Origin of the sequence: Moorena sp. SIO3H5 (assembly GCF_010692395.1) — a bacterium.
In the GTDB taxonomy this organism is placed as follows: domain Bacteria; phylum Cyanobacteriota; class Cyanobacteriia; order Cyanobacteriales; family Coleofasciculaceae; genus Moorena.
Genome location: NZ_JAAHHS010000157.1, coordinates 1 through 16,140, shown reverse-complemented (window position 1 = coordinate 16,140; position 16,140 = coordinate 1). Strand labels below are relative to the sequence as shown.

The window sequence follows — 16,140 nt, the reverse complement described above, 5'->3', positions numbered from 1 at the left end:
GTGATGTTGGAGATGAGCCACAACTATTCCACTGCGATCGCATTGGATGAATCTGTGGCAACCCTTGACCAACTTGAACAGTGTTACCAGCGGGGATGGCGAGGAATTTTTGTGATTAAAGCTGCGATCGCAGGTTCTCGGAAACGACTACGGCAGTTTTGCCAAACCTATCCGATTGATACCGTCTTTTCATCCGCTTTGGAAACTAATATTGGTCAACAAGCGGTGCTTCAGCTAGCAGCAGAACTCTCTGACCTCAAGCGTGCTTTAGGTTTTGGTGTCAACCACTGGTTTAATTAAGAGGTTGTTCGCGTAGTGTGGCCGAAAAGCCAAGGTTGGAATGTTGAAAGTTATTGGGTGTTAAAGTGATTTGGTTAGATGATTGAAGCGTTAAAGAGCAAATATCGGCAGGATTCATACTTTGAACAGCCCCTAAGCTATGTCCAACAACGTTCTGGTGAACCATGGCTGATTGGTTATGACAGCCAGCAACTTAACCAACTCATTGAGCAATACTGTCAGCAATTTTCCCAACTTTCCCAGGAAAAAGCACCGAAAATTCTTTTAGTAGAGCAAAGTCCTCTTAAATTTATCGCTGCTTTCCTAGCTGCTGTTTCCAGTAATTGTCATGTCTTCTTAGGGAATCCCCACTGGGTAAAACCAGAATGGCAACAAGTCCTTAACCAAATCCATCCGGATCTAATTATCGGAGAATTAGCCAGTATCATTGAGCCATCAATACTCAATAATCAACACTCAACACTCAATAGTCAATATTCAATAATCAATAATCAGCCTTCAGGACTCATTATGATTCCTACAGGGGGCTCATCTGGCAAAATCCGCTTTGCCATTCACACTTGGGAAACCTTAATGGCATCAGTAGCAGGGTTTCATCAGTATTTTGGGAACAAGCCAGTGAATTCCTTTTGTGTCTTGCCTCTGTATCATGTCAGTGGTTTGATGCAGTTTATGCGATCGCTAACCACAGGTGGACGTATGGTGATGTTGCCCTTCAAAGCCTTGAAAGCTGGGGAAGGACGAGACATTGATCCCAAAGAATTTTTTATCTCTCTAGTACCGACTCAACTAGCCAAGCTCATCAACCAAGATGCCGCTGAGTGGTTATCCCGGTTTCGGACAGTCTTGTTAGGCGGTGCTCCGGCTTGGGAATCCCTATTAACACAAGCAAGACAGGATCGAATTCCTTTAGCTCTTACCTATGGCATGACCGAAACCGCTTCTGGTGTAGTCACCCTTAAACCTGAGGATTTCCTCAGTGGTAACAGTGCTAACAGTGGTAACAATAGTTGTGGTCAGGTGTTACCCCATGCCAAGGTGACCATTCGCAATGGTAGTGGGGAAATCGTGGAAGCGCTCTCTACCGGTGTGATTACTATTGAGGCAAAGTCCTTATTCCATGGCTACTATAGCCCTAGCACAAATCTCGCCCTAGAGTCTGAGCTAAGTAAATTTCCCAACAGAGTCCAAACGCTACAATCCGACGATTTAGGCTATTTCGATCAACAGGGTTACTTATATACTGTTGGCCGTCGCAGTAACAAAATTATTACCGGTGGTGAAAATGTGTTTCCCGCTGAGGTAGAACAGGTAATTCGTGGCACAGGGCTAGTGAGTGATGTTTGTGTGATTGGCTTACCCGATGACTATTGGGGTCAAGTGGTAACCGCTGTTTTTGTGCCTAGTTCCGATCAGGTTTCCGTTGCGATGGTGCAACAGAACGTAGAGGGGAATTTAAGTAAATTCAAGTGTCCCAAGAATTGGGTGGCGGTAGAATCTTTACCGCGCAATGGTCAAGGGAAATTGAATTATGAACAGGTGAAACTTATAGCGTTGCGTCAGTCTTTGAATGAATAGGAGTAGAGTGGGCATCCTGCCCGCCCGAAAATAAGCAGGAAACTGGCAAGATGCCAGTTCCACCAAGATGCCTATTCCACCTCACTCTTAAAATCATTCCATTATTAAGCAACGCCAAAGTTATAGCGCGAGATTGTTTAAGTTAATTGAAACTCAACGAAATCAATCAAGTTAAGCTAAATTGTTAGGCTGGGGATACGGCGGTTTGCATAACTATCAGGTAAACAGGATTGTTTTTCCACTTCCGACTTCCCTGCTCCCTGCTCCCTGCTCCCTGCTCCCTAAGTAACTGCCTCAACCCATGACTGCTCCGAGTACAGCTATTTCACCCGAATCACTTGCTACTGAATCCAAAATTATTAGTAGTGGTTATCCCTTAAGTATTGCGCCAATGATGGATCGCACTGACCGCCACTATCGCTATTTCATGCGCCAGATTACACGACGGACATTGCTTTACACCGAAATGGTCACCAGTGCCGCAATTCTTCATGGCGATCGAGAACGCTTGCTAGGCTTTTCCCCACAAGAGAAACCCCTAGTCTTACAAGTTGGTGGTGACACTCCCAGTGAATTAGCTGAATGCGCCCGAATTGCTGAAGCTATGGACTATGACCAGATTAATCTCAACGTTGGTTGTCCCAGTAGTCGGGTGCAAAATGGCAATTTTGGAGCTTGTTTGATGGCGCAGCCTGAACAGGTAGCACGCTGTGTAGAGGCTATGGTTAAAGTAGTGAACATACCCGTTACTGTCAAGCACCGTATCGGTATTGATCACCTTGACCGCTATGAAGACATGGCTAACTTTGTACGCATTGTCTCAGAGGCCGGTTGTCAGCATTTTACTGTACATGCTCGCAAAGCTTGGCTACAGGGTTTGAGTCCAAAAGAGAATCGCAACGTCCCACCCTTACGTTACAGTGACGTCCATCGTCTCAAGCAGGAGTTACCTGACTTATTCGTGGAAATTAATGGTGGATTCACTAGTCTTGAACAAGTGCAAGAACAACGGCAGTATGTCGATGGGGTAATGATTGGGCGTGCAGCTTACGACAATCCCTATCTGTTTGCCAAAGCTGATTGTGATATCTATAGCGAGACAGTTATACCCCCAACTCGCCATCAGGTTGTCGAAGCCATGTTTTCCTATATTGATCACTGGGTAGCCAAAGGTCTTAAGCTGAACAAAATTACCAGACATATGCTGCAATTATTTGCAGGGCAACCAGGTAGTAGAGCCTGGAAACGTCATCTAACCGAAAATTCCTGCTTGGTTGGTGTTGGTTCTGATGTCGTTCGCGAAGCCTTAGCTAAAATTCCTTAGGGTAAGCATACAGCGGTCAGCGGTCAGCGGTCAGCGGTCAGCGGTCAGCTTATGGGTTAGGTCACAGGCTAGAAGCCTGTGCCACCTTTTATTGCCATATCTCCCATTTTATATTATTAAGTATTTTTGTACTATTATAGTATATAATTTTTAAAAAAACAATAGTTATATGGGCTGCTTTAGGTACAAAATACTGATCTTATAACGTTTCTATTAGCTATGAGGTATAGATGATTTTTTTTCTCTTTCCTCTTCCCTCTTCCCTGCTCCCTGCTCCCTACTCCCTGCTCCCTAAAATCCAAAATTTTTTACCTCACAAGTCGTAGAATTGCTATATACAGATTTTATAGTTCAAAGCCCGCCCATCATCCATAACAAAATAACCATGAGATTTATTAGCCCCAAAACCGACTTTGCTTTTAAGAAAATCTTTGGTTCCTCTGAAAGTAAAGAAGTCCTTATCAGCTTTCTAGATGCTTTGATATATCAAGGGGAATCTAGGATAAATAATTTAGATATCATTGACCCATACAATGCTGGCTATACTACGGAGTTAAAGGATATCTACCTGGATGTCAAGGCGATACTCAATGACGGCTCCACGGTAATTATTGAAATGCAAGTGTTAAATGTCCCGGTTTTTGATGAACGAGTAATCTATAATCTCACCAAAACCTATGGCAATCAATTAAAATCTGGGGAAAGGTCTTCTAAACGTAAGCCGGTGATTGCTTTAACGATTACCGACTTCACCATGTTTGAGGAAACCGACCGATACCTAACTCGTTTTGTATTTAAAGAAGAGCAAAAAAACTTTATCTACCGAAACGAACACCTAACCATGGTGTTTGTGGAACTGCCGAAATTTTCCCGGGGTTTAGAAGACTTAGAAACAGCATCGGAGAAATGGATCTATTTTATGAAAGAAGCCCCAAATTTAGAAGCAATACCCGAGACCTTATCAGAAATTCCGGAAATTGCTCAGGCGCTAACCATAGCTAATCAAGCCAATATGAGTAGAAAAGACTTGGAGGAATTACACAAACGAGAAGTATTTATGGAAGACCGCAAAGGTGAAATTCGTCAAGCTCGGGAACAAGGACAACAACAAGGCCGAGAAGAAGGGAGATTATTAATGCAGGGACTGATATCCCGTCAACTGGAAGGCAAACTTGGTGCAATTCCCTCAGAAATTCTAGAGGTAATTCAACAATTATCTCTAGAACAATTAGAAGGTTTAGGAGTTGCTATGGCAGATTTTACCACCAGCGTAGATTTGTCGAATTGGTTGCACGATAACCAATGATATAGCGCTACGCTTAGCGTCAGAAGTTAGAAGTCAGAAGTCAGAAGTCAGCTATGACTTTTCTATTCCCTGTTCCCTGTTCCCGTCTTGATGCAGTCGCTCATGGGGGAAACCCCCAAGACCGCGCTGCATCGCTGTTCCCTATTCACTTTTTGATACCAGATTGATAATCCGATCCAAAATAAACGCAGCGATCGCACCAACGCCCACATGAAATAGCACAAACACGAAACTGTAAGTCAAGCAAGGTGTAACACCAGAGCTGGGGCAATCTAAGGATTCTTTCGGGTCGATAATAGACTCTACCGGTTTACCAGCGGTTTGGGAAGAAATAGCACTAACCGCTAAACCAGTACCCACCAGGGCAATCCAACGTTCTAATCGTTTCTCCCGTTCTGCCTGGTCAATGTCTACTCGGGCTCGGATCGCACTAAGGGCTTGTTCCAGTAGTGCAGTACCATTCCCAAAATAGCCCAAATCTGATTGGATTTGTTCTTGAAAGAGGCGGCAATCATTGAAAAAGGTTTCTAGAAAGCTGAGGTCATCTTGAGGGAGTTTGCCGGAAATATCCCTCAGTTCTCGCTTATAGTTTTCAGCATTAATCGTAATTGTCAGTCGATAATGGTCTAAATCTCGGAGTAAGCGAGAGTAGTCTAATGCCTTTTGGGAAACTGATTTGATATCTTCCTTGAATTTATTTAACTCTCCTTGACTCAAGCTTTGACTAGCTGGCCAGTGTTGAAAGGTTTCGTCAAAATACTGCTCAATGGTTTGATAGTGATCTTTAATTACCTGATAAACATCACGATTCAGCTGATAAGCACGGATGACTTTATTTCGATAACAAAATAGGTTAATAAAATTGGAATAGTAATCGATAAACTTATCACTAGCTTCTGCTTCCCAAAAAATCCAAACCAGGATATGACAGTATTTTTCCGCTTGACTAGGAACTCCGTATTCAAAAATCGGACTGCCGAATAATTCCCCTTCTTGATTGAAGTGAGGACAGGGAATTTGAGCAGGAATCAAGGCTCGCAAACACTCGTCAGCCAGTTGTCTTAATTCCTGGCGATTTTGCAGTAACTTCCAGGGAATAAAGCGTTTTTGTTCTGTATACCAAACTGTTAAGACCAGAGTTTGACCAATGGAACTGCCAATTTCCTCAGGCATCAAGCACCCTGCTGGATTCAATTGTTTTAGAAAGCTGGAAGAGACTGGTTGGGTGCGTTGGGTCTGATTTTCCTCTAGTTCAGGACGCCGGAGGTTTAGGGCTAAGCCATAGGTATCTTGAATTCTCAGGGGAGTTGCAACTCCGGCAACAGCTAGGGAAGTATTATCTAGGGTAACATTACTTCCAAAGTGGAAAGCCACATCATCAGTAGTTTTATCCTTGAGCAAGTCTACTCGATATCCTGACTCTTCTTCAATTTCAAGCTGCTTAGTCACTCCAAATTTTTGAGAGATAATCTCGTTGCACTTGTCCCAAAGTAAGGTAGTGGGCTGAGTAGTTTTTAGATGAAAGGCAAATAAATGAACATTAGGGGCATAGACTTTAGAGGTCATTGGTATAGCAAAGGGAACAGGGAACAGGGAACAGGGAACAGGGAGCAGGGAGCAGGTAAGAATGAAGTCCGAAATGATAAGAGGTAAAAAATTATGTGGGTGTTGCTTAATAATAGAATGATTTTAATAGTTTTTAGGTGCGCTTGACCTATTAAGAATTAAATTCCCGTGATTGTCCCACCTGTAGAATAGGCATCTTGGTGGAACTGGCATCTTGGTAGAACTGGCATCTTGGTAGAACTGGCATCTTGCCAGTTTCCTCCTTATTTTCTCGCGGGCAGGGCGGGAATGAATGGGCATATTGGTAGAACTGGCATCTTGGTAGAACTGGCATATTGGTAGAACTGGCATCTTGGTAGAACTGGCATCTTGCCAGTTTCCTCCTTATTTTCTCGCGGGCAGGATGCCCACTCTACTGAGATTCAATATTTTCTCGCGGGCAGGATGCCCACTCTACTGCGATCTCCCTACTTACTGCTTCCTGTTCCCTGTTCCCCCTTCCCTTTACTATTAAGTTGATCCTTCACCTGCTCACGCAGCTCCTGAAACCAATTATCAAGGCGATCGGGCTGGATAGGTGGAGTGGGAGGAACTTTGCCAAGCTCCTTCTTACGAATATCGTAAAATTTTCTGAATTCATCCCTAATTGTAAACCGTTCCTTAAACCAATTCCTGAGAATTTTCTCAAGGTTTTCTGGTGGGTTACTCTGCAAACGGGCTAATGTCCGATCTAAGTCCTGTAAGTCTTCGATAGAAAACACTTCTGGTTTGGTTTCCAGGAAGTAAGGAAATACTAGAATTTGAGGGTCATCAATCATGATTTTACTCTCCAATTACACAGAATGCTGCCCAATAGTAGGGGTTTTGAAACGGTTGCTCATCTGGGTTAAACCAATCCAGTGCTTGTTCAATCTTTTTCATCGAAGAGTTGTCTAAAGGTAACTGCCTACTCCAGGCTAGCAACTCAGACTGAGTGCTATCCCGCAGCCAGAATTGGGCTTGATTAAGGGCAACTGCTAAGGACATCTTCTCTCGCAGATTCTGATAAAATTTAATCATCAACAACGCTGTGGATAAATCGTTTACCATCCACAAGCTACTAACTACCGCTGGACTCCCCGCAACTAGGAAACCACTGGGTAACCCAATGTATTCATCGCTAGTGTTATTAAAGTCGATTAATCCCGTTTCGCAAGCGGAAAGAGTAACCAGGCGACATTGCTCTAATTGTAGGCCAAAGACTTCATCGATAGTCAGACATTTCTCTAGGTCAAATACTTCCTCTTCACTTACCCGTAAATAGCGCTCTGGATTGGATTCAGCAGATGCCGGTTTGTGTGCATTGGCCAGAATTAGAGCGGATTTCCGTGGTTCTTGGTAATTAAAGTAACCGTGACAGCTAAAATGGGCACAGTGGAATGTGTTGAGAGCTTTGCTATCGATGGCGGCTTTGGTGGCAGCGTTTTCTACAAGAACTTCTGTATCTGGTGGTGGATTGAAGTAGCGTTTGATTACGTCTACTTCGATAGTAGTGTAAACTAAATCAGCAGTGGGGTTTTGAACCGCAAACAGGTGGGTAAACTCTTTTGGGCGTTTTCTGGTTTTAGCAAGTTGCAGTAGTTGGCAATTGGGAGAATAACGAACTCCTTGGGAGAAACGATTTAATAGCCATTTACCTTGATTTTCAGGAAGGGGTAAGGCGTGCAAGGGGAATAGATGTAGATACCAATGGGGGATGAGGATTAGTTGATTGCAGTCTTTGGGTAGTTGCTGGAGAATCTTCTTAAGATTCAAAATCTCTGCTAGCTTCTGGAGTCTTGAGGTTAGTTGATTCCTCCAGTCTTGTGGTTGGTAGTAATCTGCCAGATAAGCAGTTGTCCAATCTATCAAGGCATCTAATTCATCAGTAGAAGATGACAAAACTAGAGGCTGTTGGCTGTGGCGAGTAAAAATGAAGGTTAAAAAGCGATCAAAGCTAATATAAAACTCAACAATAGCAGTATTTTTATCTAAAGTTTTCCGGAATTGCTCAAACTCAAACCCAGAACTAATAGGTAAGTAGTGGTTTTGCAATTCATTCCGCTGCTGTCGCAACTGTTGGAGATGTTGTGCTAGGGCGGTTGGATTGTCAGCTTTGCTATGCTGGATTTGATATTGACCTATGGCTATTTCATCCCTGTATTGTTCTAGTTGAGTGGCAACATCTATAGGCAAGATGGTTTTCAAGTCACGGCTGAGAATTTTTTCAAGTAAATTGCGGGTTTTGCTCCGTTCAACATATTCAATGGCTTCTGTGATATTAGTTAAGTCTAGGCAAGTTTCTACAATATTTATATAAGTTCGATTCCATTCTTCTGCGTGTTTACGTTTTGTCTCATCACCAGAAATAATTTCACTCCGCAAATATTCAACTGTTTCTAGGACAGATTTAAAGGTAGTGTAAGCTTTTTGGATATTTTCGGCTTTCTCTCCTGTGATTCGGTTACGGTAAGCAACACCGAGATTATTTTGTGTTATTGCCCAATCTTCGGGAAATGCCTCAAATGTATAAACTTTAAGAGCCTGTTGGTGACAAGCAATAGCATCTTCTATATTCTGTGCTTTCTCACCTTTTATTCGGTAACAGTAAGCAACACCGAGATTACTTTGTGTTATTGCCCAAGCTTGGGTAAATGCCTCAAAGGTATAAACTCTAAGAGCTTCTTGGTAACAAGCGATGGCCTCTTCAATATTCTGTGCTTTCTCCCCTTTTATTCGGTCACGGTAAGCAATACCGAGATTATTTTGTGTGATTGCCCAATTCACAGGAAATGCCTCAAAGGTATAAACTCTAAGAGCTTCTTGGTAACAAGCGATCGCTTCTTCTAAATTCTGTGCTTTCTCACCTTTGATTCGGTCAGCGTAAGCAATACCGAGATTATTTTGTGTGATTGCCCATTTTTCGGTAAATGTCTCAAAGGTATAAACTTTAATAGCCTGTTGGTAACAAACGATGGCATCTTCTATATTCTGTAATTTCTCACCTTTTATTCGGTCACCGTAAGCATTACCGAGATTATTTTGTGTCTCTGCCCAAGCAATCGGAAATGCCTCAAAGGTTGTTACTCTAAGAGCCTGTTGGTAACAAGCGATCGCATCTTCTATATTCTGTGCTTTCTCCCCTTTTATTCGGTCACAGTAAGCAGCACCGAGATTATTTTGTGTCGATGCCCACTCATAAGGAAATGCCTCAAAGGTATAAACTCTAAGAGCCTGTTGGTAAAAAGCGATCGCATCTTCTATATTCTGTGCTTTCTCCCCTTTTATTCGGTCACAGTAAGCAGCACCGAGATTATTTTGTGTCCTTGCCCATTCATAAGGAAATGCCTCAAAGGTTCTGACTCTTAGAGCCTGTTGTAAACAAGCGATGGCCTCTTCTATATTCTTGGCTTTCTCCTCTTTGATTCGGTCATAGTAAGCAGCCCCGAGAAGATGTTGTGTCATTGCCCAATTTTCGGGAAATGCTTCACGGGTGAAAACAGTTAGTATGACTTCATAGCCAGTGATGGCAATTTCGATATTGCTGGCTTTGTCACCCAAGGGGAATTTCTGAATTATATTGCTGAAATTGCCAATAACTGCTGCTATAGATTTTGCTTGATCTGCTTCCACTTCCGCCAGCTTAATTGTTGCCCAAGCCCGCAATAGTTCTGCTAATCTATCATCCAGTTTGTCTGTATTTGCTGCCAGTAATGGGTAAACTACCTGCTGATCACTCCTACTCTCTGCGGTTGCTTTTAGTACCTGTAATAGAAAGTCAAGTTGGGCATCAGATGTATTGTCAGCCATTGCCATCAACTGCTGTTTAATATTTATTGAAATATTATAGCCTTTCTTAAGAAGTCAGAAGTCAGAAGTGGGTAGTGCTGTATAAATATTTAACACACGAGTATCCATTAACCGCAAACGAGTACTCGTTTATCGCAAAGCAGTACTCGTTTCTCACATACCAGTACTAGTTTCTCCTTAACCAGTACTGGTTTATAACAAACAAGTACCCATTTCTCACATACCAGTACTCGTTTCTCGTTAACCAGTACTGGTTTATAACAAACAGGTACCCATTTCTGGTTCACTAGTACCCATTTCTCACTGACAAGTACTAGTTACTGAGAAACGAGTACCTTTTTCTCTCATGGTAATAGGCAAAAGGCAAAAGGCAAGACGCAAAAGGCAAGAGGTAAGAGTCAATAGGCAATACTAAATTCTAAATCTTTAATCTTTAATCTTTAATTTTTAATTTTATAAAAGCTTTTTGAAACCCTTGACAAATAAAACTATAATCATTACAATAATAATTATAAATCCAAGTTAAACTTTTGAAATATGTCAGAACAATTTACTCGGAACTTCAAAAAACAACCAACTCAGCACACTCTGAAAGGTCCTCGTCAATCAGTAATTTATAGTATGCAGATGTTTTATTCATTGGGCTATGCGGAGATTGCTGAATGGACTCCTCTGGAACCTACTGAAGTGCCCGGTGAAGTGATAACTACAATGACCAAGTATTGGTTGTTGCCATAACACCTTAACTTTCTGGGGGGGTTCCCCCCCCGGTGGCCTTGGGTTTGGTCTGATAGTATAGGATCACATCCGAAAGTTTCGGGTATTTTTGTGACATAAATCAAAAGTTGAACTCGCTAGCCGTAGATAGTATTTCTACGGCTATTTTTTGTTTAAGCGGTCAGCGGTCAGCTGTCAGCTGTCAGCCTTCAGCTATATCATCTTAAAGGGATAATAAAATTACTAAAGGGTTTTTCATAGCTATCAGGTACACAGGATTTTTTACCTCTTACCTAGTCCCTAGCCAGTAAGCATATGCCCTACGCGCAGGCTACGCCAACAGCCGAAGGCCTTTGGCCACGCTACGCGAACAGCTGTCAGCCGTCAGCCTAATACTTAAAATAAAGCTCTTTGGCCTATGGCCACGCTACGGCACAGCGTTTCGTAACACAGATTAAACGAATGCTTACCCATGCAAACTGAAAGCTGATGGCTGATAGCTGAATGCTTACCCAAGCCATTGCACTATTTCCTCAGGTAAAGCAACTTTAGTTCTACTCATTGCATTAATACAAACGTGCTTCGTAATTGCCTTTGCCAGTAACTGTTGCGATGACGAAGCTGTAACAACCTGATAAGCAATTTCAAACTTACTTTCACTCAACTGCTCAGGCATCACCTGAATCAGCAGTGGATCCCCACAAAACATAGGACGCAAAAAATCTACACTGGCATGAACAATCGGAATAGCTACAGCGGGCTTAGTGAAAAAGGACTTGAGATTAATCCCCGATGCATCTAGAGAGGCTTCATAGGCTTCATGGCAGATAGATAAAACATTAGCAAAATACACCACACCAGCTGCATCGGTATCTGAAAACCGAACAGTGCGATTATAAGTAAAAGAAATCATGCTATTTTACTGTGATGAGGTACAATTTTTGGGGTTGTTAGGGAACAGGGAACAGGGAACAGGGAACAGGTAATATAGAATAATTAAAGAGGGAATTTGGAAGTAGGAACAGGGAAAAAAACTGTATACCTGATTAGGTTATAAATCGCTCTAGACTTGATCTCTTGATCTCATTGGTAAATTAGCAACTAACGATTATATCATGTTCATATAATCAGTTATCAAAAAACCTAGCTTCCTTCTGGTAGGTAATCTGTCTTCTGATACCCTGTTCCCTGTTCCCTGTTCCCTGTTCCCTATTACCTACTATTTATAATTGTTCAACCGCACATGATATTAACATGAATGGCATCAAACAAGACTCCCAACCAGCAGTATATCTCAACACTGACCTCCAGGGGTCAGGATTCCCAATTCTCTGCCTTCACGGTCATCCAGGCTCAAATCAGTGCGTTTCGGTTTTTACCCAACATCTATCCCAGAGGTTCTGGACTATCAGCCCTGATTTGCGAGGATATGGTAAAAGTCCAGCTGATCGGAATTTTCAGATGACCGAGCACTTGACTGACTTGGAATCCCTCCTCGACTACTACCACATTGACCGCTGTTTGATACTAGGTTGGTCTTTAGGGGGAATTTTGGCAATGGAGCTTGCCCTGAAGCTACCTCAGAGAGTGACGGGTTTAATTTTAATGGCCACAGCCGCTCGACCTTGGGGTAATCATCCCCCCATTAGTTGGCAGGATAATCTCTATACCGGCATCGCTGGTATCTTAAATTGGTTACAACCAGGATGGCAGTGGAATATTGACACATTTGGTAAGCGATCGCTTTTTCGGTACCTGATCCAACAACACACAAGCAGCACCTACGAGTATATTGCCAAGCACGCCATATCAGCCTATTTACAGACCTCCCAAGAGGCTACACAAGCACTCAACACTGCCATTAGGGCTGGGTATAACCGTTTGCCAGACTTACACCAGATTCAATGTCCCTCCCTGGTCTTAGCAGGAGCGGCTGATCGCCATATTACCGCAGCATCAAGTAAAGAAACCGCTAAACATCTTAAGGATAGCCAATGGCAATGCTATAACAATACGGCTCACTTGTTTCCTTGGGAAATTCCCGATCAGGTGTTAAAAGATATCGACAGCTGGATTAGCAATAATCCCCAAGTTTTAAGGTGATCATAATTAAGAATGTAGAATTAAGAATGTAGAATTAATTCAAAGCTGTTCGCGTAGCGTGCGCGTAGCGCTTAAGCTGATAGCTGATAGCTGATAGCTGATAGCTGATAGCTGATAGCTGATAGCTGACAATTCTTAATTCTTAATTCTTAATATGGTTAAGCATGATTACAACTATTGAAGTGCGTCCTGTTAAGAATAAACAAGAGTTAGAGGATATGTACCACCAGCGGTGGCTTGTCTTCAGAGAACCCTTAGGTATGGAGAAAGGAACAGAACAAGACCAGTACGAAAGTAGTGCTTTTCATCTCGTTGCTATGTGTAATAATCAGGTAATTGGTTCAGCAAGATTAAGAGAATTGTCTCCCGGATTGGGCACTATTGCCTACGTTGGACTATTACCTGAATTTCGTCACCAAGGCATCGGCACCAAACTGATCAAGACATTAATTGAAAAAGCCAAAGCAAACAATCTCAAGGCTTTAAGACTAATGACTAGAATTAATGCCCTAGGTTTCTATAGTCGCCTTGGTTTTATAGCCGACGGTGAGCCCTTTGACTATGTTGGCATCAGCCACCAATTTATGTACCTTAATCTATCTAGGGCTTGCTGAATAAGTCATAATTCCCGGTTGTGATAGGTGTTAGGTGTTAGGTGTTAGGTGTTAGGTAAGGTTAATGGTTAATGGTGTTAGGGAATTTTCCATGAACATACAAGGTTTTTGAGCCAAAGGATTCAATTAACGTTGCACTTATTCAGCAAAAAAATCCTTGAAAGCAAAGTATTGCAAGGCTTCCACACTTATTCAGCAAGCCCTCTCTAGTAAAGGGAATAGGGAATAGGGAGTCGGGAGTAGGTAATAATAACTCGATCTGTAAGATGCGTTATCAACGCAGCATACTAGTTGAGCTGACCTATTGCCTATTGCCTATTGCCTATTGCCTATTGCCTATTGCCTTGCGCGTAGCGCTATATTAGCTTGCCATCTGCGGTTGATAAACTGGAAGAATTTCCAGCAATTCCGAGTAAAGGCAGAGATTCTTGATAGTATATTTAACAAACACTGACTCTTTCTGAGCACCACAAGACCCTTTCAGCTGCAATGTCTTACTTTCATCTTTAATCAATTCAGCACGACAATGGTATATCAAGCCATTAGGTTTTTCAAAGCTGATCTCAGCTTGAATAGAATCCTGATTCGCATCTTCCTTAATAATTGAACCACCAACTTTGTACTTAAACCAATTCCATCCGTAGCGGAGGATAAGTTCCCTTTCCAATACCTGAATTTTAGTCGGTAGAATTCCCCAACCTCGATAAACTCGATTGAAGCATTCAAGATCACCACTACGGATTAAAATTGATTTAAATGAATCTTGATCTAAAACACCATAGTATCTTCCATCTGGGAAATCAATCGCAGTGGGAGCAAACCGATGACCACCAAAGTGGCTAGCTTTCCAGAGTCTGACATTGGTTAAGGATAACTCATTAACAGTAGCTAAGGCTTTGCAGTAAAAAGGATTACCATACCTGGCGCAACAAACATCATGGCTACCGTGGGTGCAAACCAAAATGTCTCTAGTGTCACTGTCTTGTGTGACACACTTTGGAGTTTCTCCAGCTAAGAATTGTCTGACAATCCCAGCTACCTCACCAAGATTAGTCACATCAAACTCTAGCTTGCTGTACCCTTTTAACCTGGCCTCACCGTTGTGGCTATAAATCAAAACCTTAGTCTGATCTGCTTTTAGGGTTTTATTATTAGCAATAAGCAGGAATCTTACTGGCAGCTTACGGTGCTTCACCTCATCTACTAAACTCCTAAGATTGTCTGGAATATACTTAGAATCCATGGCATTAGACAGCCACGGTTGGCGGCATTCCACTAAAACATACACTTGGTAATTAGTACCACTACCGATAATATCTTCGGCTAACTGCTGTGAATGGTCAGCACAAAAAAAAGTGTTCATGGGTTTTTATCCTTAATTATCATTTTATAAACAACTATAAATATTTTTTTTAGCGTTTTTAAGAGCTCTGATATACAGATAATTTGTTTCTTGATGTCCTGTTCCCTGTTCCCTGTTCCCTGTTCCCTATTAGTTATACTGTGGTATCAACAAAAATAATTCCTTCAGTAACTAAGTGAGTTAAAAGAGGAACAACATCAAGCTCCCAATCGAAATCTGGTAACCATGTCATGACATCACTACCAGTAAACGTCTCTCTGGTGAATAAATTTTCCACCAAGGAGTCAGTTACTCCTCTTAAAATGATTTCTTTACCTGAAACGATAATTTTGTAGCCATTGTCATTTGGCAGTTGTGAAATTTTGAGGCGTTTAAATTTGGGATTCCTAAACCTAGTCTCTACATCATTGGGAAATATATTAAATCCTGCTTGCGCAGGTAGAGAGTATCTAGCTAGTGGCTTGACTAAGCCATCAAGATAACAGTTATATCGTTCCTGGATATCACTGTTAGTAAGGTATTCTTTGAAATTTTCGATTAAGTTATCAATCGACTGATCTAATGGAGCAGCATCGAACCGCAGTGGCAAATTTTTACGCCAGGCTTCATTCTGCCGTAACTCACTCACTAACCAGTCTAAAAAATCCATACCAGTCTGGCAATGAATCCCTAGGGTTAAATGTAGTGACGGTTGATCTAGAGCAACAGCATAGTGCCAATGTCCACGGGGTATATACAACACATCACCAGGGGTAAGGATACACTTCAAGTAAGGTTCCCCTTCCGGAGGTGTTTCAGAGGCTGATTTTTGATCAGTCAAGGGGTATTTTAGAGTATCGCTAAATACATACCATTCCTTGTTTCCGTCTATTTGCAAGATAAAGACATCGTGAGTATCGTAGTGACAGGAAAATCCCTGTTTACTCGGCCATGAACAATAGGAATTGACTTGAGCACTATAGCCTAAATCTTGTCTAACTTCTGAGGTGAAGTTAGTAATTTCTGGTACTAGTTTATGGACCTTGTCGATGATTAGAGTTGCCCCTGACTGGCACCACTTGATTAGATTAGCGTTTTCCTTTTCCTCCAAAACTTTGCCATCTAACGCTAAGCGCAGCTCCGGATACTTGAATTGATGGAAATTCAGGAGATTGGTGAGTTTTTGCCAAGAAAATAGATCAGCAAACTTCCTTTCGTCCTCACTTGGGATAAATACTGCTTTACTCGTCCAATGGTATTCTAGGAATTTCTGCTCACTGTATGGCTTGAGGATTTTTGCGAGCACTGACATAACTATTTGAGAAATATTAGCAACAAATAATTTATACTAAGCAACTAGCTTGCACCAGAAATATAATTGAGAAGATTTCTCTAATTTCTGATACAAGCTCGGATTTACCCAAAATTATTAGCAACTAAATTATTGCTAACAATTCTAGAA

Annotated in this window: 12 protein-coding genes and 1 pseudogene; 7 read left to right on the top strand and 6 right to left on the bottom strand. The window is 41.9% G+C overall.

Annotation, left to right across the window (positions count from 1 at the left end):
- The 4 genes and pseudogenes from F6K52_RS17950 to F6K52_RS17935 all read left to right on the top strand — a co-directional run.
- Positions 1-300: pseudogene (locus F6K52_RS17950) on the top strand (o-succinylbenzoate synthase); the annotation flags it as partial.
- 78 nt (positions 301-378) lie between these two features.
- Positions 379-1,878, top strand: a complete 1,500-nt coding sequence (locus tag F6K52_RS17945) for a 2-succinylbenzoate--CoA ligase (protein WP_293080226.1) — start codon at positions 379-381, stop codon at positions 1,876-1,878.
- Between the two features lie 301 nt (positions 1,879-2,179).
- Positions 2,180-3,202, top strand: a complete 1,023-nt coding sequence (gene dusA / locus F6K52_RS17940) for a tRNA dihydrouridine(20/20a) synthase DusA (protein WP_293080223.1) — start codon at positions 2,180-2,182, stop codon at positions 3,200-3,202.
- A gap of 385 nt (positions 3,203-3,587) precedes the next feature.
- Positions 3,588-4,508, top strand: a complete 921-nt coding sequence (locus tag F6K52_RS17935) for an Rpn family recombination-promoting nuclease/putative transposase (protein WP_293080218.1) — start codon at positions 3,588-3,590, stop codon at positions 4,506-4,508.
- 141 nt (positions 4,509-4,649) lie between these two features.
- On the opposite strand, the gene F6K52_RS17930 is transcribed toward F6K52_RS17935, so the two are convergent.
- The 3 genes from F6K52_RS17930 to F6K52_RS17920 all read right to left on the bottom strand — a co-directional run bounded on the left by F6K52_RS17930 (position 4,650) and on the right by F6K52_RS17920 (position 9,902).
- Positions 4,650-6,074, bottom strand: a complete 1,425-nt coding sequence (locus tag F6K52_RS17930) for a hypothetical protein (protein WP_293080215.1) — start codon at positions 6,072-6,074, stop codon at positions 4,650-4,652.
- A gap of 467 nt (positions 6,075-6,541) precedes the next feature.
- Positions 6,542-6,892, bottom strand: a complete 351-nt coding sequence (locus tag F6K52_RS17925) for a hypothetical protein (RefSeq protein ID WP_293080209.1) — start codon at positions 6,890-6,892, stop codon at positions 6,542-6,544.
- Between the two features lie 4 nt (positions 6,893-6,896).
- The gene (locus F6K52_RS17920) at positions 6,897-9,902 is read right to left on the bottom strand and encodes a CHAT domain-containing protein (protein ID WP_293080206.1); all 3,006 of its coding nucleotides are present in this window, start codon (positions 9,900-9,902) and stop codon (positions 6,897-6,899) included.
- Positions 9,903-10,439: 537 nt separating this feature from the next.
- On the opposite strand from F6K52_RS17920, the gene F6K52_RS17915 reads away from it, so the two are divergent.
- Positions 10,440-10,640, top strand: a complete 201-nt coding sequence (locus F6K52_RS17915) for a hypothetical protein (protein ID WP_293059573.1) — start codon at positions 10,440-10,442, stop codon at positions 10,638-10,640.
- Positions 10,641-11,127: 487 nt separating this feature from the next.
- Here the strand turns inward: F6K52_RS17915 and F6K52_RS17910 are convergent, their stop codons facing one another.
- Entirely contained in the window at positions 11,128-11,532 is a 405-nt protein-coding gene (locus F6K52_RS17910) for a thioesterase family protein (RefSeq protein WP_364418325.1), read from the bottom strand.
- A 341-nt stretch (positions 11,533-11,873) separates the two neighbouring features.
- Here F6K52_RS17910 and F6K52_RS17905 point away from each other — a divergent pair, with 341 nt between their 5' ends.
- Positions 11,874-12,722: an alpha/beta hydrolase gene (locus F6K52_RS17905; RefSeq protein ID WP_293080202.1), complete on the top strand. Its 849-nt coding sequence runs from the start codon at positions 11,874-11,876 to the stop codon at positions 12,720-12,722.
- Between the two features lie 164 nt (positions 12,723-12,886).
- The gene (locus F6K52_RS17900; protein WP_293080199.1) at positions 12,887-13,336 is read left to right on the top strand and encodes a GNAT family N-acetyltransferase; all 450 of its coding nucleotides are present in this window, start codon (positions 12,887-12,889) and stop codon (positions 13,334-13,336) included.
- Positions 13,337-13,697: 361 nt separating this feature from the next.
- On the opposite strand, the gene F6K52_RS17895 is transcribed toward F6K52_RS17900, so the two are convergent.
- Together F6K52_RS17895 and F6K52_RS17890 are read right to left on the bottom strand one after the other, a co-directional pair.
- Positions 13,698-14,699, bottom strand: a complete 1,002-nt coding sequence (locus F6K52_RS17895) for a sucrase ferredoxin (protein WP_293080195.1) — start codon at positions 14,697-14,699, stop codon at positions 13,698-13,700.
- A gap of 133 nt (positions 14,700-14,832) precedes the next feature.
- Positions 14,833-15,990: a cupin domain-containing protein gene (locus F6K52_RS17890; RefSeq protein WP_293080192.1), complete on the bottom strand. Its 1,158-nt coding sequence runs from the start codon at positions 15,988-15,990 to the stop codon at positions 14,833-14,835.
- Positions 15,991-16,140: the final 150 nt, after the last annotated feature.

What these genes read in the sequence shown, in the direction of transcription:
- F6K52_RS17930 (WP_293080215.1), bottom strand. Translation starts at nt 6,074, where the DNA reads ATGACCTCTAAAGTCTATGCCCCTAATGTTCATTTATTTGCCTTTCAT.
- F6K52_RS17895 (WP_293080195.1), bottom strand. Translation starts at nt 14,699, where the DNA reads ATGAACACTTTTTTTTGTGCTGACCATTCACAGCAGTTAGCCGAAGAT.
- F6K52_RS17920 (WP_293080206.1), bottom strand. Translation starts at nt 9,902, where the DNA reads ATGGCTGACAATACATCTGATGCCCAACTTGACTTTCTATTACAGGTA.
- dusA (WP_293080223.1), top strand. Translation starts at nt 2,180, where the DNA reads ATGACTGCTCCGAGTACAGCTATTTCACCCGAATCACTTGCTACTGAA.
- F6K52_RS17935 (WP_293080218.1), top strand. Translation starts at nt 3,588, where the DNA reads ATGAGATTTATTAGCCCCAAAACCGACTTTGCTTTTAAGAAAATCTTT.
- F6K52_RS17915 (WP_293059573.1), top strand. Translation starts at nt 10,440, where the DNA reads ATGTCAGAACAATTTACTCGGAACTTCAAAAAACAACCAACTCAGCAC.
- F6K52_RS17900 (WP_293080199.1), top strand. Translation starts at nt 12,887, where the DNA reads ATGATTACAACTATTGAAGTGCGTCCTGTTAAGAATAAACAAGAGTTA.
- F6K52_RS17905 (WP_293080202.1), top strand. Translation starts at nt 11,874, where the DNA reads ATGAATGGCATCAAACAAGACTCCCAACCAGCAGTATATCTCAACACT.
- F6K52_RS17925 (WP_293080209.1), bottom strand. Translation starts at nt 6,892, where the DNA reads ATGATTGATGACCCTCAAATTCTAGTATTTCCTTACTTCCTGGAAACC.
- F6K52_RS17890 (WP_293080192.1), bottom strand. Translation starts at nt 15,990, where the DNA reads ATGTCAGTGCTCGCAAAAATCCTCAAGCCATACAGTGAGCAGAAATTC.
- F6K52_RS17945 (WP_293080226.1), top strand. Translation starts at nt 379, where the DNA reads ATGATTGAAGCGTTAAAGAGCAAATATCGGCAGGATTCATACTTTGAA.
- F6K52_RS17910 (WP_364418325.1), bottom strand. Translation starts at nt 11,532, where the DNA reads ATGATTTCTTTTACTTATAATCGCACTGTTCGGTTTTCAGATACCGAT.